Source organism: Paenibacillus sp. alder61 (assembly GCF_020179875.1).
GTDB classification, from domain to species: domain Bacteria; phylum Bacillota; class Bacilli; order Paenibacillales; family Paenibacillaceae; genus Fontibacillus; species Fontibacillus faecis.
In genome coordinates, this window is sequence record NZ_JAIUDG010000023.1 from 80,164 (window position 1) to 100,793 (window position 20,630).

A 20,630-nucleotide genomic window follows, 5' to 3' on the forward strand; every position below is an offset into this window, starting at 1 on the left:
GAGTTTATTTATAAAAGGTATGGTTCCCGATCACCTTCGCTTTATCCTTGGTCCGGGCGATGGTCAGATCGGTGGCCAGCTTTAACGACAAAAAGTAATAGGTGTCGTCCGACACTTCCTTGCGGCCATTCAGGGCTTCATTCACGGCTCTAATGGTCTCCTTATTGGGTTTGACCCGGTTTAGCCGGCCGTTTTGCACCGGGCTGAACTGTGACTTTTGATAAATAACTTCCTTGATCGTATCGGGATAATTGGCGGACCGCAGCCGGTTTAAGACAACGTTGGTGACAGCCACCTTGCCTTCGTACGGTTCGCCCTCTGCTTCTGCCATGACGATTTTTTGAAGAAGAAGCAGTTCTTCCCCGCTCAAAGCGTAGCTCCAGGTCGCCTGCTCTTTGTCCTCCTGGCTTAACAGCTTTGTTCGAGTGAAGAATAATTGGTCGGGGGGATGTAATGGGTCCGGAGCCTGCTTCTTGCTTTGGACTGCCGCCGCCTGGGCGCGCAGCCAAGCCCGTTCCGCCGCCAATTCCTTGAGCAGCGGCGCATGGCTTACTCCGTTTTCTTTTATGGAACGCTTGATCTCTAGTGTTGTTAGAGGCGGGAGTATCGGCTGAAATGGCCTCTTTCCCGAAATCGCGTTAGCCGTAAGTTTTTTTCCGACAGGTACCATAACCGCGCGGCCTGTCCGCGAAGGTTCCGCTGCGCCGGTCAGCTCCCTCAGCTCCCGGTGACTTACCCTCTCGCCCATATGGGGCGCTAGCAAAAAAATAACTCCCAAACTTACAAGAATCGCTCCGATCAGAAGCGCGACGTAACGGCTTTGCCGAAAAATATACATAGAAAGACCTCCTGCCCGACAGTTCTCCCGAATGAAGGAATGCGCTTCTTCCGGAAGATAACATCCGCCTGTAATGACACATTCTTTCATCTATGTAACCGAAAAAAGGAGGTTTGAATACATAATCGATTTTTTTCCAACAAAAAAAGCCCTCCGTCCGACCGGAAGGCCAATCTGCTGCTTTGCCTCGCTTAACCTTGAAAAGAAATCCTTGCCACTTCCTCATACATCGGAGTCATACGCATGCGTGTCCGGTAAATCACCATAGCCTCAACGGTCCAGGCTCCAAATTCCGGAGCTTGGTCCTTGAGGATCGCCGGGTCGAACCGACTACCTTCCTTGTACTTTCTCGCTAACGTAATATGCGGATGGTAGGGTCGGTCCTCGGGAATATAACCAAGCTTCTCGTTGGCGGCGACGACGCGCTGCTGCAGCTCCCGCAGCGGTGCCATAGCCCCCTCGACTCCCGCCCACAGTACCCTGGGGGCCGCGGGACGGCCGAAATGCCCGCAGGTCCGGGCCTCGAGAGAGAACGGACGGATTCCCGCCGCCGCTTCCGAGAGCCCTGCGCCGATCTCCCCGACTCGATCCGGGCGCGTGTCGCCAAGAAACTGCACGGTAATATGATAGTCCTCGGGATCAACCCATTTTGCAAAGGCCAGCCGGTTCTTGTGCTCCCCACACCAAGCGGACAAGGCTTCCTTAATCGGGACCGGAAGCGGAATCGCCACGAATATTCTCCACATCTCGTCTTTTTCTGCCACGGCTTGTCACCTCTTGTGAATTATAGTACATAATTCGTTTTTTTGACACATAACGACAACTTTAATTAATATACGCCAATTTATTTCTCATTATAATTTGATGTAGACCTTGCACCCAGAATAACTGCAAACCAATGTAAGTGGGGTAGGAAAATTTATGGGATTTGCTAAAAAAATAACCGCCGGGATCATCGCCCTTCTGCTGTTGGTCGGGGCGCTTATCGGGATGACCAGCTATCAAACGGCGTACCGTCAGGTCGAAGAGGCCGTGGGCGTCGAGACCGTGGGCTGCGCCAATATCACGACGGGGCTGGTTGATCCGGGGGTTATCGAGCGGTTGAATCAGGGGGATTCCACGGGGCTCGACGCGCTGGAACAGCGCCTAAACTGGACGGTGGACCACAAGCCGCTTTTTAAGGAGGTTTTCATCCTTTCCTTGGACGGTAAAATCCTGGCCGCCGACCAAAATATCAAGAAGCGCGGTTATGAGGCCGGTGATCCGTTTTATTTTGACGCCTCCAGTAAAGACATGCTGATGAAGCACAAGCACTCCGTCTATACCAAAATATATACCTATGACGGTGTCGACCTTCTTACCGGATATGGCCCGATCTTCAAAGATCATGATCCCACCAAGGAAATCGTGGGGCTCATGGCCATCAATTTCGACGCTTCCATTATAAATGAACGAGTCTGGGACATCCTCGGACTCCCTTTTGCGATCGGCGGCGGGGTATTCCTGTTCGCCATCCTGCTCGTTTATTGGTTTATCCATCGCATGGTGCGTCCGCTGGAACAGCTCTCCCGCCAGGTTAACCGCGTCGCCCAGGGGGATCTATCCGTCGCTCCGGTCGCCTTGTCAAGTAAAGACGAGGTCGGAACGCTGTCCCGCGATATCGGAAATATGACCTCCAACCTGCGGCAGCTGATTGCCGAAGTGAACCAGACTTCCATGCAAGTCGCCTCAGCAGCGCAAGAGCTTTCCGCCAGCAGCGAGGAAACCGGCAAAGCCAGCGAACAGACCGTCGAGATTACGCAAGCTCTCGCGGACGGAGCGGAAAGACAATTGCGGAGCCTGGAGCAGAGCTCGGCCGCGCTGCTGAACATGTCCGAGTCCCTCATCCTGGTTGCGGATAACGCCGACGGGGTTTCCCGGGAAACCCGGCTTTCGGCCTCCGCCGCCAAAGAAGGAACTGCTTCCATTCAACAAGGCGTACGGCAGATGAATACGATCGAGGAGAATATCGATACCCTTTCCGCCCGTATCGACCTGCTCAGCGGGCAATCCAAGGAAATTCGGAACATTCTGGATATCATTACGGGGATCGCCGCCGAAACCAACCTGCTGGCGATCAACGCGGCCATCGAGGCCGCCCGGGCGGGAGATCAAGGCAGCGGCTTCGCCGTAGTCGCCTCTTCCGTGCGCAAGCTGGCCGAACGCAGCGCCGATTCCGCTCAGCAAATCGCCGAGTTGATCGCTTTTATCATCAAGCAAATGGAAGACACGGCAAGCACGATGGAAGCAGCCTCCCGCGAAGTGAAGCTCGGCGCGGAGCTTGTCGGTCACGCGGGCGAATCCTTCCGCGATATCCAAAGGTCGACCGCTTCCGCGGCGGAGGCGGTCGACCACGTCCGCGATACCGTTCGCCAGCTGTCGGACAAGTCCGGTGAACTTGTCAAGGCGATGGAGCAGCTTGTGGCGATCGCCGACGAGACGGTGGAGGGAAGTCAGACGATGTCGGCCGCTTCCGAACAACAGCTGGCCGCCATGGAAGAGGTCGATGCTTCGGCCACGTTCCTCTCCAACCTGTCGGAGAAGCTGCATTCGCTGATCGACCGGTTTAAACTATAGCCGCCGACGCGCGACAAGGCAAAGCGCCCTCATCCGGATAAGATGAGGGCGCTCTTTTTATAAAATCATAACGCTATTGGTTCGGTGAATCTTTAAAAACGAGAGGTTTTAAATTAGTCCCGTTGACGAGCGCGGGCTTCGCCGCCTTTACGGCCGGCTTCCTCACGGCTCATCTTGCCGTCATTGCCATCGGAATCATTGCGAGCTTCGCCGCCCTTTTGTCCGATTTCCTGATAGAACTCTTTGCCATGCGAGCGAGATGTGGCTTCCCCGCCTTTTTGTCCGATTTCTTGATAGAACTCTTTATCATGATTGCGGGAAGTCGCTTCTCCGCCCTTTTTACCAATTTCTTGGTAAAACTCTTTATCATGATTTTTAGCTGTTGCTTCTCCTCCCATACGACCGGCTTCCTCACGGCTCATTTTACCATCACGATTGTTATTTGCCATTTGAAATCACTCCTTATCGTTGTTTGGAAGGTACCGCTGTCCGGTACGTTATTGTATTACCCCCTCTCGGCAAAATAAAACAGGAACCGTGATTCCAACCCGAATCAATATCACGGTGTTAATAGAAAAAAGGACCACAGAGCGGAATGGTGACCCGCCTGTGATCCTGCTTTGATTTTTTTATTAAAGTGAATTAGAAACTACCTCGTAATTATGACCATAGTTATTATCCCAGTACGTTTGGCCGGCGGTTGTGTACGAAATCGCATATTTAACATTAGTAGCTCCCGGAACATTGATGCTATAGTTCCAGTTTTCAACACTGTTGAAATTATTCAAGGGACCAGTATAAATGGCGTAAGCCTCACGCGTCGTCGCCCAATCATCCGTGGTGTACAGAATTTTCACTTTTTTCTCTGGATTCAGGTTTTTCACGTAGATATTTCCGCTAAATTCACCGTTGCTAAGTGTACTGTTAGCGTTAAGCACATTAGGCGCTCCCAAAATCACAGATCTAAGCGGATAATTTCTATTCACTTCATTGTAATAATTCGCCGACCCGTTGTTATCCCAATAAGTTTGGTTATTGACTTCGTATTTGATCGCAAACTTTATGGATCTCAGATCCTTCAACTCGGCATGATCTGTTGTAGAACCATTCGTGGAAATACTAAAATGCCATTTCTCATGGCTTCCGTCCGTCGGGCCTACATAATTCGCACTCGTATCATACCAAGTCGTGTCATCCGTGGTGTAATGGACCGTCACATTCTTCTCGGGTCCCAGATTGGCAACTTCAATATCGCCGCTGAATCCGACATATCCAGGTTTATAAATAACGCTGACTTCCGAGTCAATCAGCTTGACCTCATCTCCGCTCGCAAACGCCGATCCAGCAAAAGACACACCCAAAACCAGAGTAAACACCATCAATCCAGCAAATAATTTTTTTATTGCTTTCACAGTTGTTCCTCCTCTAATTTTAATTTTCATCCCTGAGCCTGAACCGACAGAAAGACGCACACTTGTAGGGTTTATTGTTTCTCTCACCCCTCCCTTATAACACTTCGAAATCGTTTTGTATGTTTCGGAATGTAAATCATTTCCTGTACAAAGGATAACTCTGGTAGATTCATATGTAAATGGTAATAAAGTAACATATTTTGTAAATTTATATTGCCGTCTTTTGGCATACAACGTCTAAAATTAGAGGAATCATGATAAAAAGTAACTAAAAACAGGTCAATTACGGTGGTATTTCCCCATAATCAACCTGTCATATACGCAGGGTGAACGCTTTAATTGTTTTTACTAACGTGTAATTCAGCCAGTAAGGTTTCACTAATATTGTCGATTTGATTATCTAAATCACCTGCTATAAACCCACACAAAGCATTGTTCCTAACTTTAATGTAAAAGCTACTGCCGTCTTTAAAACCTATGTAATGGGTCCGGTCACTAAACCATGCTTTTTGAAAATCATATGTATTTGAAAATTTATCAATAATGCCGAAAACATCCTCTGCATTATGCTTCTTTATTGCTTCTTTTAGCATGTTAGGTAATCCAGTCAACATGATACACTTATCATAATTTAAACGTTCATATTTACTAAATGCACATTGAAATAACAATTTTTCAAAGTTATCTGCAAAATAACTTACAAACTGGCTGTCCTCATTAGTCACAACAATCTGAGGATGATCGGTTTGGGTAAAATCAAATGATAGTTGACCGTCAAATAATTCTTTTTGAAAAAAATGTACATATTTATCACTTAAAGTATCCGGTTGTTCCTCATGAATCCCTTCATAAGAGTCAATTATCTCAGAAATTGAAGCATATCCGGGGAGTTGAGTTTTTAGTAATCCCTTATCATCCTGCCCCATATAATTCAAATAAATCTCATATTCAATAGGAAAATGATAGTTATATTGATTAATTTGAGTTAGATTTTTCAGCTTTTCTATGTCCTCTTTTTTTGCTGGTTCTATTACATTTACCCATTTTTCATCAAACCTTGAGATATACTTTGATAATCGATCAAAAAGGTTTGTACAATCCCCTTCGGGTGGGATGTGGTTACTTTTTATGGGCATTTGCATAATTCATGCACTCCTTCAGTCTGGTATACCTCATAGGGGGATTCCCACGCGCGGACACAACCCTACTTCTTGAATCCCTTAATATCTTGGAAGCTCACCGATAAGGCTTTTATCATCGTCATACGAAATATGTTGCTGCTTTTGGATTTATATATATCCGGCAATCAATCGAGCAATACTTTCTTGGTTATAGTGTTTCGCCAGAGTAATTGCATCCATATTCTTCATAAATTCATTTGTATATTTCACATTTACGTCTATTCCATTTTCCAACAATAGATAAGAAGCTTCATAATTCCCTTTACGAATAGCAGTAAAAAGGGGATTTCGTTTTGGACTGCTCACATCAATCATAATATTTTTTGATAACAACAATTTAACGAATTGATTTCCCGATTCAAATACTGCATTGTTCAATTTTTCGTTTGTTACATTCCCCTTATCATAATTCTTTGTTCCATAAATCCATCCTATATTTTGGGCATTTTCAAAATGGTGAAGAGAATAAAAGGTGCCGTCTCTGTAATATTCCGCCAAGTAGATCTCTCCGTTCATTCGAAGAAATTAATAAAATACGTCCATTAAAAAGTCATAAGCAGTCCCTTTTTGTAATCATTGGCCTCTTTGTAAAGTTGAGTCAGTTCATCATATGCTTCAATTAACTCTGGAAAAGTATACTCATATAAAGAATTATCCATTTCTGAAAATTCACTTTCTATAAATTGACTCCTCAACTCAATAAGGTTTCTAAAAATAATTGGAACATCTTCTACCCGGACGATTCCGGTACCCATTCCCCCTGGATCAAGTCTGAATTTTTCCGATTCTACTGGATGACCAAGAACCCAATACTCTGGATTAATTGTTGTTGGTAATTGTTTCAGTGCTTCCAACAAAGAATCCCATGAATAAGAAAGTCCAAATTCTTCTTCTGGAGAGTAAAACTTAGTCAAAGCAAAATCTGCGAGTTCTTGGACACTTCCCAGTTCCAATTCATCTTCCCAATCCTCATCTAGAAATTCCCCAGTGTACGGGGATCGGATTTTTCCGATATTATTCACAATGTATTGTATTAATAACCTAGGTTCATCTTTATCACCAGAAGCGATTACGATTTCGCAAAGTTCTAGTTCAAAACCTTTTGTATCGAAGAGAAAGGATTTATGCTCCATGATTTTTCTCCATTTCATGTTCTTTTTGGCGAAGCACTTCAATTGTTTGTTCTAGCTCTTTACGAATGTCCCCTCTCACATGCCCGGTGTAGAGGGAAATATTATCGACCGCGTTGAGCGTTAGCTTCCGATGGCTGGTCAGGATTATGCCTTTTCCATCATCGATGCTGATCTTTAGCGGCTCGACACGAGTGGCATCAGGCAAGTTGCTCATAAGCCTCTTGTGTCTGGCATTTAATCTGCCTACCTAACCATCTATTCAAGTTTTCTCATGCATTCAGCTCTTTCTTTTATTTTCTACATAAAAAAGCTCAATCCTACTCATAAAAACAAGTTGGAAAGAGCATTGAAAGTTTATCAAGTGTTTAACTTATTTAGTGTTTGGTTTGTTGGATGTATTGTACGAACTTGTTGTTGATGTTGTAAGTGAGCGTACACAAAAATATTGACAGACCCATGTAGACTGCTCAATTAATAACTTATAGTGATATTTTCAAAAATTTTAATCTTTCGGTCCGAATTTCTGTTTTTTACATTTATTTTATATATATGCGGTTTATAGTACTTATATTGCATATTCTCTTCATCATAAGTAGCTTCTTCCTCAATTATTTCAACTTTTTCTGCACCAATAAAGCATGAAATAAAATCTGCAAATAAAGACAGTATCTCGGCATGTGAGAGTTTGCGTAGATCCCCCTCATATACAACATTTCCAAAAGTATCACTTGTTGTATAAATACCTTTTGTATTTTCATCGATAAACATTATCTCTTCATCATAAACAAAAATTGATGTTTGATTTCCATTGAAACTAATAAATAAATCTTGTTTCTCTCCATCAAAACATATAAATTGAATGGGTGTACTTGAGGTTATTTCAATCTCTCTATCATCATCAGACAATGCTCTTATAGCTACAGCTGGGTTATTTTCAAATCTAGTTATAAGATACTTCCAAAGTTCTTCATTAGAAAACTTCATACACGCCTTTGAACCATAATTCACTTCTTCTTGCATTAATCAAACACCGTCCCTTTTATAAACTGATTTACTGGAAACTTTGTCTGGCATCTAGTACATACTGCAATAACTTGTCCTGTCCTTGGTCTAATTGCAGAAGTCATTATAATATTCGCGTTACTAGGCGGAATAAACTTACTAATTACTAAATCCTCTGCACAGATAGCCTGCCCTTTATATATTATACTATTTTTAGAACCTACTATTACTTCGCCTGTTCTTATATCTACACCTGCAACTACTGTTGTATACTTACTTTGCTGGGTTTTACTTAATGCTTGTATTCTTGCTACCTCAGCATCTCTAGCCGCTGTAGCTTTAGCAAGATAATCATCAATTTTTTGATAGTACTCATCTGGTAAAAACGGCTCTTTAGCAAAATCATCGATTTTGCCCGTCCCCCCAGTCTTCCCTGCAGCTGCCGCCGCCCGCTCCGCCTCAATTTCCTCCATCGTCCTTCGGTAATTGAGCTGGACGTCGGTCGGTTCCAGGTTGTCGTAGTCGATTCGATGGACGTTCGGCACATCCAGGTTGAAGTTCCCTACATTGGTGGCTGGTTTTAAGCCGTTCGTAAACTTGGCCCCTAGGGCACTGCCCGCTTCTTTAAGCTGATCAGCAAATGCCTTGAATTTGGTATCGGCTGCCGCCATTCCATCCTTCAGGAATTGTTTGGTTTTCTTTCCGAACGCGTCGTACGTTTCGGTGAGTTGCTTGGCGTAATCCTTGGTTTTCTTTCCAAGCGCCGCGCCGACTTCGGCCAGATGATCGACGTATTGATCGAATTTCTTCCCTACCGCTGCGGCCCCGTCCTTAACGAATTGCGAGGCGGAACCCATTCCTTTGTTCAGCCCCTGCCCGATCAGATTCCCGGCTTTCTTCGCGATTTTTGAATCCAGGGCTCCGGCCGTCAGTGTCCCGACGCCCGTATCGACCAGCAGCGTTTTAAAGCTGAAGCTGCCTTCCATTAATTGGCTCATGACGCTCTCTGCCGCGCTCTCCGCCGCATTAAATGCCGTTTTGCCGACAAAACCCGCCGCTCCTCCAAACGGGCCGAATACCGCTCCGGTCACAGCCCCGATCGACGAGTCCTTAAAGGCGGCCCACATATAATCGCCCGTGTCCGAGACTTCTCCCCGGGCAATATCCGAGATGGCCATCGTCGCCACGGCTGCCGTCCCCGCCATTGCAGCTCCCGCGACCACCGCCCCGACCACGACTGCCCCCGCGCCCATGGTCGCTACCGTAAATGCCGCTGCCACCGTCACCAAGGCCACGACCGCCAACCCTGCCATGACATTCCCAAACAATTTTCCCCAACTGAATTTCTTCTTCTCTTCTTTCGGCGGTGTCCAGGTTGCCGGCTCGTCATCAAATTTCGGATAGGTGGTCCGATCGCTTCCGTACTGCAGAACCTGATCCCCCAAAATTTGATACTCGTTTTCGATCGTAAATCCGCTCTGCTTGCTTAACTTTTTTGCCAGGATCAAGTTCGTCGTCCGGATCACGATGCGTTTCGGCGTGTACAGCGAAATATCCTCCGCCGCCTGGAAGGTCAGCTTCCGGTGGCTTGTCAAAGTGACCCCTATGGCGTCGTCAAAGCTGATTTTCAGCGGTTCCTTCGACCCGCTCATCACGTTGATCGCCGTCGGCGTGATCTCCAGCTCGCTTCCATGCTCGGTACCGAAATAGCGGTTGTTCGGATTGCCGGTTTTGGCACAGCCCTCACCGTTGGTCCGCACACACCCGATGACCCGCGCGTTGCCACCCTGATCATCCGGGAAATAAAGACTGGCCTCCGTCCCCACCACGGGCATGCTGTACATCGCGTTTCCCGTAGGCGGAGCAAAGGGGAACCAATATGCGGCCCCTTTTGGCTGCTTCCCGTCGATCTCCAGATGCAGCTTGACCCGCTCGCCTTGGACCTCAAGCACTTTTCCCTGAATAGAAACGCCTGTCATTTGCTGATTATGTATGATAGTTTGGCGTAGGCCTTCTCTTCGCGCCAAGCGATAAGTATACCGAAAAACCCCTTTGGTAATCGAAGCATTTACTTCGCCGACCACTAACGATTTACCGCGAAAATCTGCCGCATCCCCCAAGCTCAAGCGCTGGTCGCTTTCAATGTCGTAACGAAAAAAATCCGTATGGTGAAGCCCCGCACCGCTTCCGCTCGCCTGGGTATAGGCCAGCAGATCCTTGCTCGCCCGATAGGGAATGTCGGAGGGAATCGTCAGGGGATTCCGTTTGGGGACACCTACATATATTCTTGGCTTTGCTTCCAATATATCACTGATAATAACGCTTTGAAAATGACTGGCTATTCGCTTAAGGAACTCCCAATCCGTTTCATCATACTGGACGATCGGCTCCCCGATTCGCTTTTCGTTCCCCTCAACCTGAATCACATCATGTCCGGGATAGTCCGCCATCACCGTTTTGATCAGCGTCTCATAAGTCATCTCTTTATTCTGAAAAGAGCGGCGTTTCTTTCGAATATCCATGAAGGCTGTCGCCGACATCGCCTCGAGTTCAAGCAGAAATGTCCCGTTGCGATGCACCGTTTGCGCCTTGGAAATCACCCCATGAAATATTTTGTGTTCCCCGGCCTCATCGTTGATTAAGACCTGAATCGTCTCTTCCATGGAAGCCTTAAGGACCGCGGTGATTTGAGCCGTTTCGTCCACGAACCCTCGAACCGTCAGCTTCCCATGTTCATTGGGCTTCCATTCGAGCGAGATGTCTTCAAGGACTTTGATCGGATAAGGCGACACGATCCTTACTTGTTCGTAACCGACCACATTTGTCAAGCCTCCATTCGCATAACTGTCATGCTGTCCATTACCTCCGCCTATGCTTATATTTTTTATTTATTCGCTTTGCTGCCCATTGCTGGCAAACTTAATGATTCCGCCCAACTTGCAATACAGCTCGGAATCCGTGGTCAACGCGCTTTCGCCGTCCACTTTCACTTTGGATTTGGTTTTCGTCCAGGTGTCCCCCAGCAGTTCCGGACAACAAGGCTTGCCTTGAATCTGCTGATTGTCCATAGAAATCAAATAGATGGTTTCGCCGCTTTGATTTTTCTCGCTGTAGCAAATGCCAAAACTCGAGATATTCTCTTCTACCTTGCAGTCCCGTTCGTGCATCATAGGCTTGTCGCCAACAAAACTTCCATGACTTACAGGTAAATTCAGCTTCCTCACGTGAGATCCGCAATCACAGAAGATTTCGGCCCCCCGGACGACGTAATAATATTTGTCCACAACAACCCCTCCCTCCATAGTTAGGTTATCATCACGAATCCACCTCGACCCGCTTGAGGGAAATCCCGACCAGATCCCGGCGCAAGATGCTTTCGGCCACTTCCAACCGCACGACGATTAGCGGCTTTACACTTTCGGCGACTCTGAAAATGCGTTTCCCCTGCAGCTTGTCCTCCTGAAGAACCAGCCTCTTAATGACGCTCCGATCTACAGTGAATTCACTCCGCGGGCTTAATGCTTCAATCTCTTGAAAAATCGGCAGATAGTAGATCGCTTGCTTGTTGTGAATCATATCGATTAAAGGAATCAGCTTGAACAAACAATCCGGCTCATACATTTCAATCAAGGGCTTAAGTCGTTCCGACACCAAAAAGAGCTGCGTACTCAGAACGTCCAGATCATCCGCCTCCGCTTCCGCCTGCACATGAAACAAGGTTGTGTCCGGAAGATGATGCGGCTGAATCCGGTTGATATGCCGAAAATCGATTTTCTTATGCAATTCCTTTAGGATAGGAAAGCTGGTATAACGTTCGTCCTGCTGCAGCGTAAAATACTCCATCACATTCCCCCCGCTTCACTCCGGTCCGAATCGTGATCCGGCTCTAGTAGACCGAACAAAACCTCACTTTGATCCTGATATTCCCCTGCCAACACAAGAAAATCAGGTCTTTTCCGCATGACGCCCCAACCTTCGCTCTGCAAAAGATCCGGCACCAGGGTACGTATGAATTCCACCGCAAAGGAATGGTAGTACACCGCGACAATTTGGAGAATTCGATCCAAGTCCATGGCCGAGATTTTGCGGGCATATCCGAGCCGTGCCGATTCCAGTTCATCCATGCGACGAAATAACGGATCAAATATAAAATCCGCCTCCCACCGTGCCGAGCACTCCACCCGATCCAAATACCAGCGATGGTCATAGACATCGATCCGGTAACATGCCTTTCGTTCCAGTAAACTCGTTCTTAAAAAAGTAAAGTAGAGATACTGACTGTCCCCTTTAAGATGTTGTTCCTGCAGCAAGGCCGCTTTTCTGCATACTCCATCCACGGCGTTTAAAAGGCCGGCCTCAATTTCAGCCTGATTTTTCTCGTAAGCCTGACCGATGAGAGGAATATCTTCTTCCCAACGACCGAACACGTATTTTTCCAAAAAGTCGTCGATAGCCGCCTCGCGTTCCATATAAGGTTTCATTCGATATTCACCCGGCCCCCGCTCATGGTGATCTGGTCTTCTATTTTCATGGAAGCATTGGCCTGGTTAAGTTCAATTCCCGCCTCGCCCTGAAGAAGGATCTTGGCCCCGCCGATAATTTCGATATCCTCCTGGGCATTCAGGGAAATCTTCTTGTCGCTGTTAATTTCAATGCCGCCGTCATCCGTCAAACGCATCAGCAATTGGCCGCTTCCTATGATTTCTACCGCTCCTGGCTTGAAGACAATTTGCTTTCCGTATTTCGTAGAGATGCTTTTGACCGCCGGATCGCTTCTTTTTTGCGGGTCGGAGGACTCCACATCCACGGAGCTTGCGGCAAACGCATTTTTCTCTTCCTTATCCGGAAAATAAAGCCGCACTTCGTCGCCAACCTCGGGCATACAGTACCATCCGCTTCCGTCCGGCGAAGAGTAAACCGTTGAATAGGGGAACCACATCGCTGCCCCCGATTGGCCTCGGTCGATATGAAGGCTTAATTTCACTTTGTCCTTGGCTACATCCGTGATCTTCCCAAACAGTGAAGTCCCGGCCAGGGCGGGATTGTATTCCATGGGATAGCGCAATCCGGTCTCGCTTTTGAGTTCGTAAGTATGCGTCAGCACATCGTGTTCCAGCCTAGTCTCCACTTTGCTCACAAACAGCTTGTTTCGGTGAAATTGAACGCTGGTGCCGAGTTCAAGCCATTTATGGCTGACAACGGAATAGCTGATACTGCTTTGCTCGTTGATCCCGTCTATCCCGTTTTCGGATTTGATCTTGTATTCTCTCAGATCTTTTTGAATGGCATAATTGAACTCTTGCAGCTCCTTAGGATCGCCCGAATCAGGCACCCCAATATAAACTTTGGTCCCTTCGCTGGAGCTTACGGGGATTAACGGAGCGTGAAAATGAGAGGCCAGACGCCTCATAAATACCCAATCCGTTTCCTGGTACTGAACGAGCAGGCTGCCGATCGCCTTTCCGCCCGTTGCTTCATCGATCAGGTCGGATGCCGGGTAGGCCTTGAGCATATTTCTGAACAGTTGATTGTAAGTCATGTGTTCGTCTTGATAGGATCGGCTCTCTTTGCGAATGTCCATCTTGACTGAAGCACTATGGGCTTCAATCGTGATGCTCCGGACATCCCGGATCGCTTGGACCGACATATTCGTAATGACGCCTTGGAAGAGAGGGATCGTTCTGTCCTTCTCCTTCACCGTAACCTGGAGGACCTCGTCAGCTTCAACTTGTTCCACATACTTGTCCAGCACATCTTCGGACATAATGCCGGTAACCGTAAGCTTGGCATGATCATTCACTTGTTTGACCATCCGAAGATCGGTAATCCGATCGAAAGGATACTGGGAAACCGAAATATCCGCCGACGAAAAGATCGTATGACTCATGTTTCATCCTCCTCTTCTTCCTTTGCGACAGTGATCGTCCGTATGGCCTGATACGCTACATCCCTCCAGTCCGAATACGCCTTATAGTCACAGCAGAACGTTCCCATCAGTACCTGTCCTTCGAATTCCAAGAAGTACATGATGTTAAATAAGTAGCCTTCAATGACGGTACTTTTAAATTCAAAAAAGCCTACGGTCTTCCCGCCAATCTCTTCAATGCCGCTCTCATAAAATACGTGGGTTGGGTTAACCCTCTGGATCATGGCTTTCATACCGGTGGTCAGTTCCTCTACCAACGCGTCTTCGAGCTCGTGATCGATTAGCTTAAATGTAAAGTCGACGCTGCCCGCTTCATCGCTTCGAATGATTTCCGGCCGCTGCTCGTAAGGATATTTAATTGAACTGAACTTTAGCGGCATATCCTCAAACTCTTTTGGCAAATACATGGATAACTTGTCATCGAAGAACGATTGCTGTGTAAATTCGAAAATGCGTTGACCAATCCTGACGGGGCCCGAAAGAATGGAGCGGGGGGTTAGGGACTGCTCCGCCTCATTGATCATTCGTGCAATTTTCTCGTCCATAAAAGACATAGTAAGCCTCCTTCCGCCTTGGTTTTCATCTTAACTGTGAAATTAACCCATCTATCCCTATATTTCGGATACAAAATCGGATAAATTAACCCACTTTCATACAAATCATCCCATTTCTCCAAAAAAACACCCTGACCTCGGAGTTTCCTCTGAGTCAGGGTCTAGACGTCCCAACAAACTAAAAAAGGTCGCCCGTTAAAGGGCGGCCTCTTGTGACTCTCGCTTATTTCCCCAGATAGGCGTTCAGCATCCAGGAATGTTTCTCCAGCGCCGACAGAATGCCGAGCAGCAAATCCGAAGTCGCTTCGTCCCCGGCTTCCTCGGCCGCTTGCATGCCTTGTTTCAGCTCGTCCGAAACTACGGCAAAGTCGCTCACGATCGCCGACACCATGGCTTCCGGCGTTTCGCCGCCCTTGGCTTCGGACAAAGTGGCCAGTTCCAGCGATTCACGCAAGGTCGCCACCGGTTTGCCGCCAATGGCCAACAGGCGTTCGGCCAATTCGTCGATATACCCGGCCGCTTCGTTGTACAATTCTTCGAATTTTTCATGAAGGGTGAAGAAGTTCGGCCCCTTCACATACCAGTGAAAATTGTGCAGCTTGGTGTACAGCAGCGTCCAGTTGGCGATTTGCAGGTTCAATTGTTTCTCCAGGGCCAGTTCATTTTGCGTCATACTTTGTTGAGTCATGATCATTTCCTCCATTCAAATATAGTGATAAAGTAAAAGAAGCAGCTAACTTAAGTATCTTAAATTTAGACTAATTCTAAATCTAAATCCTGTATTTATCTTACCACTGTCCTCCAATTTCCGCAAGCTTTTTATACATGAATTTCCCGTGAAAAACGGCTCACTCTACAGTCTTTGTTGTTCACCCGCCGGTTATGCAAAAAAAGAAGCCGCCCCCTCCGGGTCTGCGGCTCCTTGTCTATTCCCGAATATGCAGTTTAAGCTGTTCCAGGGTTCGCTCCAACTGGCGAATGCCATCCTCAACCACCCGCCGGTCCACCGAGTTGGCGGTATCGATCTGCGGCTGCTTCCGCAGCGCGGCAAAGGTTTTCTTCTCCTCTTCCCAGTACGCTTGACGGCGCTGGATCTCTTTATATTTATCCAGCAAGTCCGTAATAATATCGTAAAAACGTTCGTAATCCACGATAATGTCGTCGAGAAAGCGGTCGACCTCCTCTTTTTCATAACCGCGCATTTTCACATCAAAATCCTTCTCATGAATGGCGAGCGCATTCAGCTTAATACCAAGCTGCTTGAACAGGCCCTTCTGATCCTCCAGCTTGCGTGAGTAATCATCCTGCATTCGGTATCCCTCCGTACCTTAACTTGCAAAATTTTCGAAATTCATACTATATAATGTACCATAATTGCTGTCATTTTTCGACGCGGTGCCCGCCGAGTAATCCTCCCCACCTCATGATATAATACAGAAAGCAAGGATATTCCAATTATTCAACATTCCCATTACATAAGCGAAAAGAGGTTCAACCTTGTCTAAACAATCCAACCCGATGAACCAAGCCGCCCGCCGATGGAACAATCCCTGGTTGATCCTCGGCAATGTTTCTGTCGGAACGTTCATGTCGACGCTGGACGGCAGTATCGCCAATGTGGCGCTGCCCACGATCGCCGGCTCATTGCATGCCGAGCTCCATGTCGTCCAGTGGGTACTTACCGCCTATCTGCTGACCATTTGCGCCACCCTGCCCGTAATGGGCAAAATCTCCGACATGTTCGGACGCAGCCGGATTTACAATATCGGCTTTTTGATTTTTGCCGTCGGCTCCGCCCTCTGCGGTCTCTCCGATACTTTGGGCCTGCTGATCGGTTCCCGGATTTTGCAAGCGCTGGGAGCCGCGTGCCTCATGTCCAACAGCCAGGCGATCATCGCCGAGGTGTTCTCCAGCAAGGGGCGGGGACGAGCCATGGGCATCACGGGCACCATGGTCTCGCTCGGTTCACTCACCGGCCCCGGGATCGGAGGGATTCTCGTCGAGCACCTGGGCTGGACTTCGATTTTCTGGATCAACGTCCCGATCGGGGTGCTCGGCTTTATCGCCGGCTGGTTCATCCTGCCGAAAGACCGGGATCGCAAAGCCGCCCAGCCCTTTGATTATACGGGATCCGTTCTCTTCATGTTGGGGATGGTGGCGTTTCTGTTCGTCATTTCGGGCGGTCAGGACTGGGGCTGGATGTCCCCGGCCGTGCTGCTGGGCGGCGGCCTTTCTCTGGCCGTGCTCGTATTGTTCTACGTATGGGAACAACGCTCCCGCCATCCGATGCTCGATTTCAGCCTTTACCGGATTCCGGCCTTTGCCATCGGCAATCTGACGGCGCTCCTGTCGTTCGTGGCCCTGTTCTTTACCAATGTGCTGATGCCTTTTTACATGCAGGACGTGCTCGGTTTCACCCCGGCGAAGACCGGATATACCATGATGGTCTATCCGCTCGTCATGGCTGTCGTCGCTCCCGTCTCCGGATGGTTGTCCGACCGGATCGGGTCCTTCACCCTGACGACGGCCGGTCTGCTCATCAACGCGCTGGCGTTCGGGCTGCTGAACACCTTGTCGACGGATGAAGCGGCCTGGATGGTCGGCCTGCATCTCGGGTTGTTCGGCCTGGGCGGGGGCTTGTTCCAATCCCCGAACAATTCCAGCGTCATGGGCTCCGTCCTCCGGGACCGGCTCGGCACCGCGGGAGGGTTGAACGCGCTGGTCCGGAATATCGGGATGGTGCTCGGCACCTCTTTGTCCATCTCCTTGTATTCGTCGCGCCTTGGCGCGGTGCGCCCCTATGCTCCGGGTGAGCGGGAAGCCGCTTTGAGCGCGCTGCATACCGTATTTTGGACGGCCATGGCCATCTGTCTGCTGGCTCTGCTCGTTTCGGTCCAACGTCGGCGGACTAAACCAAGAAAAGATAGCATGCCCGCGTAATTTTTACATTCGACAGAAATCACGTTTCTTTTTATAATAGGATTTAGCCTTGCAAAAAATGGTTTGGTGGTGAGTAAGATTTTATATATCTATACTTTGGTGCTCTCGTTTTTGATCGTATACGTTCTGATTCCGCCCCTCGGCAAACTCGCCTTCCGGCTGGACTTCGTGGATAAGCCACGGGAGGATGTCGAGCGCAAAATACACCGGAACCCGATTCCGCTGACCGCCAGCTACGCGATCTTCATCGGTTTCTTTACGTCTTATCTTCTGTTTACCAGGGAGTTCACTTGGGAAACCGGCGCTCTTTTTCTGGGCGGTATCCTGCTGCTGGCTATCGGCACGGTTGACGATTGGTTCAAAACGAAGGGCAAGGATTTTCCAGCGCTTCCCAAGCTGATCGTCCAGGTATCCGCAGCTATACTGGTGTTCTTCTCCGGTATCGCTTTCAGCGGATTCGTCAACCCGTTTAACGGCGAATACGTCCTGCTGCCTACTTGGCTGCAATTTATTCTGACCATCCTGTGGATTTTTGGAGTAACCACGGTCATTAATTTTTCGGACGGGCTTGACGGTCTGGCGGGCGGTTTGGCCGCCATTTCCGCCGGAACGCTGTTCGTTGTCGCCCTTTCCAAAGGGCAGACCTCTTCGGCCATGCTGTCGATGACGCTGATCGGTGTGACCCTGGCCTATCTGCGGTACAACAAACCGCCGGCCAGAGTATTCATGGGCGATGCGGGCGCAACGTTCCTGGGCTTTATTCTCGCCGTCATCGCGCTGGACGGGGCTTTCAAACAAGCGACCGTACTCTCGCTGTTCATCCCTGTGCTGGCTTTGGGCGTCCCGATTTTCGACAACCTGTTTGTGGTCATCAAACGATTCCTCCAAGGGAAATCGATCTATCAGGCCGATGCGAGCCAGGTTCACTACCGTCTGCTCCGGGCCGGAATGAATCATAAGCAAGCCGTGATGTTCCTTTATCTGATCAGCACCTGTCTGGGCTTGTCTTCCATCATCCTCCTGCTGCTGCAGGGGTAACCAAACGGACCTCATCCGATGATGAGGTCCGTTTGTTCACTTCCGGGAAGATTTCTTATAAGATTGCTCCACCATAAACTGTCCTTCCCGGTTCCGTTCGTTTCGGCGTTCCCGGTGCGCACGCTATCGGAAGCTCAAGCATCTACAGCCGGCTGCAGGATCGCCTTCCAGGCATCCGAAGCAATGTGCTTGGAAACTCGCGAGAAACCCGAATTTTTCAATCCCTCTCTATTCAAAATCACCATAAAAACAATTCATTGCCATGCCCGATTTCTCAAGACAATAGGAAGCAGGAAAAAAGGCAAAGAAAAAAGGCACCGAATCAGTGCCTGTATATCAAGAGGTTATGGTGTTTTGTTCGTTTCTCCGGCGGCGGCTCCGACTTCCTTCGGTTTCTCTTCTTCAAAGTCCCCGCGGGCGCCCTTCTTGAACTCCTTGAGCATCGTTCCGAAGCTGCGGCCCAATTCCGGCAGTTTGCTCGGTCCGAATAATATTAACGCAGCGATAACCAGCAACAGCAAATGGGTCGGCCGCAACAAATTTTCAAGCACAAATATCACCTCTTTAGGCTATCTTTTTTAAAATTATACTACTTTATACAGGATAAAGGAAAACTATTTCTGCGAAAACGCCGATTAAATTTCCCGCCTTTCCTAGAAAAGCTCCGAAAGAAACCAAAATCCGCTGACGGGCATATGCTGAGACATCAATGTATGCAAAGGAGCGAGCACCATGAACATGTACAGTCTGTGGGCTGTCATCGCCATCGGATTGGCCTCCAATCTGGACAATGCGGGCGTAGGAATCGCCTACGGCGTCCGAAAAATCCATATTCCCTGGTATTCCAATCTCACCATCGCGGTCATTTCTTTTCTCGCCACCCTCTTATCAGGATTGTTCGGAAACTGGATGACCCTGTGGGTTCACCCCGCGATCGGCCAATGGGTCGGTACGATCGTAATCGTCACCGTCGGAGTCTGGGTCCTGCTTCAACCTTTTGTGGAAAAGAAAACCGTGCCCCGGGACGAGGAGCCCTCGATTCTGACCCGGCTGCTTCGCAATCCCGAAGAGGCGGACCGCGACAGCTCGAAATCGCTCAGCATCGGAGAATCCTTGCTGCTCGGTGTGGCGCTCGCCATGAACGCGCTGGCCGGGGGCTTTAACGCGGGCATCACCCATCTGAACGTGTTCTACACCTCGCTGTCGGTCGGCCTTTTCAGCTTTATCCTGCTGGCCCTATGTGCCGGATTCGGAGAGAAATACGCCGCCGAGAAGCTCGGTAATCGGGCGACGATCATCTCCGGGCTGCTCCTGATTTTTATTGGAATTCGTCAAATCTTCTAGTTCCTCCAGACATTAACTCAGCAGACATAATAGCCGAAGAATATAGCGGTCAAGGTGCTTGGCACACCTCCAATCCTTCCTCCAACTCCAAAAAAGATGCAAATCTGCAGGCATTTAGGCCAGTTCACGAGCGTAATGCGAAAAAGGATGCAAATCTGCAGGCATTTCTAGCGATTTTGGAGATACGAACCGGTTTCGTCGAAAATTCCTGCAGATTTGCAGGGATTCTCAAATTTTGGCTCCAAACCAGAAAAAAACATGCACATATGCAGGAATTTTAAGTAATCCAGGTTGCCTGACGGGACACTAAATTCCCGGATTGGGCACCCGCCTGCTTGCTCCGCGTCGCCTTTAGCGGCCGGGCGGTCGAATGAGACGGTGCAGCCTCGGCGGCAGACCGGAACCATGGCCGTTAACGGAAGCCATAGCGGCTAATTGCGTTAATCGGAGACGATTTGGAAATGTAACGGACACAGCGGCCGCTATTTGCGCCAAACACAGCCATTGAACTGGGAATGTGCAGCAATCTTGCAAAAAAAATGACATAACAAGTAAGAAGAATAATTTACAAAAAAAGGAGACCCCAGTTATCGTAGAATTGTACAGATACATACGAAAGGAGGTCTCCTTGAATACAAAGATACCT

Annotated in this window: 22 protein-coding genes; 4 read left to right on the forward strand and 18 right to left on the reverse strand. The window is 48.5% G+C overall.

All coding sequences use genetic code 11. The annotated features are described in order from the left end of the window. Positions 1 to 4: 4 nt before the first annotated feature. Together LBW89_RS21920 and thpR are read right to left on the reverse strand one after the other, a co-directional pair. On the reverse strand, positions 5 to 838 hold the full coding sequence (locus LBW89_RS21920; RefSeq protein ID WP_225040403.1) for a cell wall hydrolase: 834 nt from the start codon (positions 836 to 838) through the stop codon (positions 5 to 7). 191 nt (positions 839 to 1,029) lie between these two features. Continuing rightward, positions 1,030 to 1,602, reverse strand: a complete 573-nt coding sequence (gene thpR, locus LBW89_RS21925) for an RNA 2',3'-cyclic phosphodiesterase (RefSeq protein WP_148450854.1) — start codon at positions 1,600 to 1,602, stop codon at positions 1,030 to 1,032. A gap of 157 nt (positions 1,603 to 1,759) precedes the next feature. On the opposite strand from thpR, the gene LBW89_RS21930 reads away from it, so the two are divergent. Then, a complete protein-coding gene (locus tag LBW89_RS21930; RefSeq protein ID WP_148450855.1) occupies positions 1,760 to 3,454 on the forward strand; it encodes a methyl-accepting chemotaxis protein in 1,695 nt (564 codons plus the stop codon). Between the two features lie 113 nt (positions 3,455 to 3,567). Here LBW89_RS21930 and LBW89_RS21935 read toward each other — a convergent pair whose 3' ends face one another. The 15 genes from LBW89_RS21935 to LBW89_RS22005 form a co-directional block, all read right to left on the reverse strand. Further along, positions 3,568 to 3,903 carry a KGG domain-containing protein gene (locus LBW89_RS21935; protein ID WP_148450856.1) on the reverse strand — a complete coding sequence of 112 codons (336 nt, stop codon included), beginning with the start codon at positions 3,901 to 3,903 and terminating at the stop codon, positions 3,568 to 3,570. 183 nt (positions 3,904 to 4,086) lie between these two features. Further along, positions 4,087 to 4,866: a carbohydrate-binding protein gene (locus LBW89_RS21940; protein ID WP_170287035.1), complete on the reverse strand. Its 780-nt coding sequence runs from the start codon at positions 4,864 to 4,866 to the stop codon at positions 4,087 to 4,089. 335 nt (positions 4,867 to 5,201) lie between these two features. Continuing rightward, positions 5,202 to 6,008, reverse strand: a complete 807-nt coding sequence (locus LBW89_RS21945) for an SMI1/KNR4 family protein (RefSeq protein ID WP_148450858.1) — start codon at positions 6,006 to 6,008, stop codon at positions 5,202 to 5,204. A 147-nt stretch (positions 6,009 to 6,155) separates the two neighbouring features. After that, entirely contained in the window at positions 6,156 to 6,545 is a 390-nt protein-coding gene (locus tag LBW89_RS21950) for an ankyrin repeat domain-containing protein (protein WP_170287036.1), read from the reverse strand. Positions 6,546 to 6,589: 44 nt separating this feature from the next. Further along, positions 6,590 to 7,180 carry a hypothetical protein gene (locus tag LBW89_RS21955; protein WP_148450860.1) on the reverse strand — a complete coding sequence of 197 codons (591 nt, stop codon included), beginning with the start codon at positions 7,178 to 7,180 and terminating at the stop codon, positions 6,590 to 6,592. Then, positions 7,170 to 7,394 carry a hypothetical protein gene (locus tag LBW89_RS21960; RefSeq protein ID WP_170287037.1) on the reverse strand — a complete coding sequence of 75 codons (225 nt, stop codon included), beginning with the start codon at positions 7,392 to 7,394 and terminating at the stop codon, positions 7,170 to 7,172. Before LBW89_RS21960 ends, LBW89_RS21955 begins: the two co-directional genes overlap by 11 nt. Positions 7,395 to 7,651: 257 nt before the next feature. Then, positions 7,652 to 8,200 (reverse strand): hypothetical protein, encoded by a 549-nt coding sequence (locus LBW89_RS21965; protein ID WP_148450862.1) that lies wholly within the window; start codon positions 8,198 to 8,200, stop codon positions 7,652 to 7,654. Continuing rightward, complete coding sequence (locus tag LBW89_RS21970; protein WP_148450863.1) at positions 8,200 to 11,001, reverse strand: contractile injection system protein, VgrG/Pvc8 family; 2,802 nt, start codon at positions 10,999 to 11,001, stop codon at positions 8,200 to 8,202. The genes LBW89_RS21965 and LBW89_RS21970 overlap by 1 nt, the downstream gene beginning before the upstream one ends. A 69-nt stretch (positions 11,002 to 11,070) precedes the next feature. Beyond that, positions 11,071 to 11,466 (reverse strand): DUF4280 domain-containing protein, encoded by a 396-nt coding sequence (locus tag LBW89_RS21975; RefSeq protein WP_225040404.1) that lies wholly within the window; start codon positions 11,464 to 11,466, stop codon positions 11,071 to 11,073. Positions 11,467 to 11,497: 31 nt separating this feature from the next. Beyond that, positions 11,498 to 12,025 (reverse strand): imm11 family protein, encoded by a 528-nt coding sequence (locus LBW89_RS21980; RefSeq protein WP_211373263.1) that lies wholly within the window; start codon positions 12,023 to 12,025, stop codon positions 11,498 to 11,500. Further along, positions 12,025 to 12,663 (reverse strand): hypothetical protein, encoded by a 639-nt coding sequence (locus LBW89_RS21985; RefSeq protein WP_170287038.1) that lies wholly within the window; start codon positions 12,661 to 12,663, stop codon positions 12,025 to 12,027. The genes LBW89_RS21980 and LBW89_RS21985 overlap by 1 nt, the downstream gene beginning before the upstream one ends. After that, positions 12,660 to 14,069, reverse strand: a complete 1,410-nt coding sequence (locus tag LBW89_RS21990; protein ID WP_148450866.1) for a phage tail protein — start codon at positions 14,067 to 14,069, stop codon at positions 12,660 to 12,662. The genes LBW89_RS21985 and LBW89_RS21990 overlap by 4 nt, the downstream gene beginning before the upstream one ends. After that, positions 14,066 to 14,662, reverse strand: coding sequence for a hypothetical protein (locus LBW89_RS21995; RefSeq protein ID WP_148450867.1), 597 nt, complete (start codon positions 14,660 to 14,662; stop codon positions 14,066 to 14,068). Before LBW89_RS21995 ends, LBW89_RS21990 begins: the two co-directional genes overlap by 4 nt. Before the next feature lie 223 nt (positions 14,663 to 14,885). Further along, complete coding sequence (locus tag LBW89_RS22000; protein WP_225040406.1) at positions 14,886 to 15,350, reverse strand: Dps family protein; 465 nt, start codon at positions 15,348 to 15,350, stop codon at positions 14,886 to 14,888. A 238-nt stretch (positions 15,351 to 15,588) separates the two neighbouring features. Continuing rightward, positions 15,589 to 15,972 carry a DivIVA domain-containing protein gene (locus LBW89_RS22005; protein ID WP_148450868.1) on the reverse strand — a complete coding sequence of 128 codons (384 nt, stop codon included), beginning with the start codon at positions 15,970 to 15,972 and terminating at the stop codon, positions 15,589 to 15,591. A 187-nt stretch (positions 15,973 to 16,159) separates the two neighbouring features. Here LBW89_RS22005 and LBW89_RS22010 point away from each other — a divergent pair, with 187 nt between their 5' ends. Then, positions 16,160 to 17,602 (forward strand): MFS transporter, encoded by a 1,443-nt coding sequence (locus LBW89_RS22010; protein ID WP_225040408.1) that lies wholly within the window; start codon positions 16,160 to 16,162, stop codon positions 17,600 to 17,602. A gap of 63 nt (positions 17,603 to 17,665) precedes the next feature. Beyond that, entirely contained in the window at positions 17,666 to 18,640 is a 975-nt protein-coding gene (locus LBW89_RS22015) for an MraY family glycosyltransferase (protein WP_263639263.1), read from the forward strand. A 344-nt stretch (positions 18,641 to 18,984) separates the two neighbouring features. Here the strand turns inward: LBW89_RS22015 and tatA are convergent, their stop codons facing one another. Then, on the reverse strand, positions 18,985 to 19,191 hold the full coding sequence (gene tatA, locus LBW89_RS22020; RefSeq protein ID WP_148450869.1) for a twin-arginine translocase TatA/TatE family subunit: 207 nt from the start codon (positions 19,189 to 19,191) through the stop codon (positions 18,985 to 18,987). Positions 19,192 to 19,372: 181 nt separating this feature from the next. On the opposite strand from tatA, the gene ytaF reads away from it, so the two are divergent. After that, positions 19,373 to 19,984: a sporulation membrane protein YtaF gene (ytaF, locus tag LBW89_RS22025; protein ID WP_225040410.1), complete on the forward strand. Its 612-nt coding sequence runs from the start codon at positions 19,373 to 19,375 to the stop codon at positions 19,982 to 19,984. Positions 19,985 to 20,630: the final 646 nt, after the last annotated feature.

Excerpts from the sequence above, each read along its gene's own strand:
- LBW89_RS21920 (WP_225040403.1), bottom strand. The coding sequence starts at position 838 with ATGTATATTTTTCGGCAAAGCCGTTACGTCGCGCTTCTGATCGGAGCG.
- LBW89_RS21930 (WP_148450855.1), top strand. The coding sequence starts at position 1,760 with ATGGGATTTGCTAAAAAAATAACCGCCGGGATCATCGCCCTTCTGCTG.
- LBW89_RS21935 (WP_148450856.1), bottom strand. The coding sequence starts at position 3,903 with ATGGCAAATAACAATCGTGATGGTAAAATGAGCCGTGAGGAAGCCGGT.
- LBW89_RS21945 (WP_148450858.1), bottom strand. The coding sequence starts at position 6,008 with ATGCAAATGCCCATAAAAAGTAACCACATCCCACCCGAAGGGGATTGT.
- LBW89_RS21955 (WP_148450860.1), bottom strand. The coding sequence starts at position 7,180 with ATGGAGCATAAATCCTTTCTCTTCGATACAAAAGGTTTTGAACTAGAA.
- LBW89_RS21960 (WP_170287037.1), bottom strand. The coding sequence starts at position 7,394 with ATGAGCAACTTGCCTGATGCCACTCGTGTCGAGCCGCTAAAGATCAGC.
- LBW89_RS21965 (WP_148450862.1), bottom strand. The coding sequence starts at position 8,200 with ATGCAAGAAGAAGTGAATTATGGTTCAAAGGCGTGTATGAAGTTTTCT.
- LBW89_RS21980 (WP_211373263.1), bottom strand. The coding sequence starts at position 12,025 with ATGGAGTATTTTACGCTGCAGCAGGACGAACGTTATACCAGCTTTCCT.
- LBW89_RS21985 (WP_170287038.1), bottom strand. The coding sequence starts at position 12,663 with ATGAAACCTTATATGGAACGCGAGGCGGCTATCGACGACTTTTTGGAA.
- LBW89_RS21990 (WP_148450866.1), bottom strand. The coding sequence starts at position 14,069 with ATGAGTCATACGATCTTTTCGTCGGCGGATATTTCGGTTTCCCAGTAT.
- LBW89_RS21995 (WP_148450867.1), bottom strand. The coding sequence starts at position 14,662 with ATGTCTTTTATGGACGAGAAAATTGCACGAATGATCAATGAGGCGGAG.
- LBW89_RS22000 (WP_225040406.1), bottom strand. The coding sequence starts at position 15,350 with ATGACTCAACAAAGTATGACGCAAAATGAACTGGCCCTGGAGAAACAA.
- LBW89_RS22005 (WP_148450868.1), bottom strand. The coding sequence starts at position 15,972 with ATGCAGGATGATTACTCACGCAAGCTGGAGGATCAGAAGGGCCTGTTC.
- ytaF (WP_225040410.1), top strand. The coding sequence starts at position 19,373 with ATGAACATGTACAGTCTGTGGGCTGTCATCGCCATCGGATTGGCCTCC.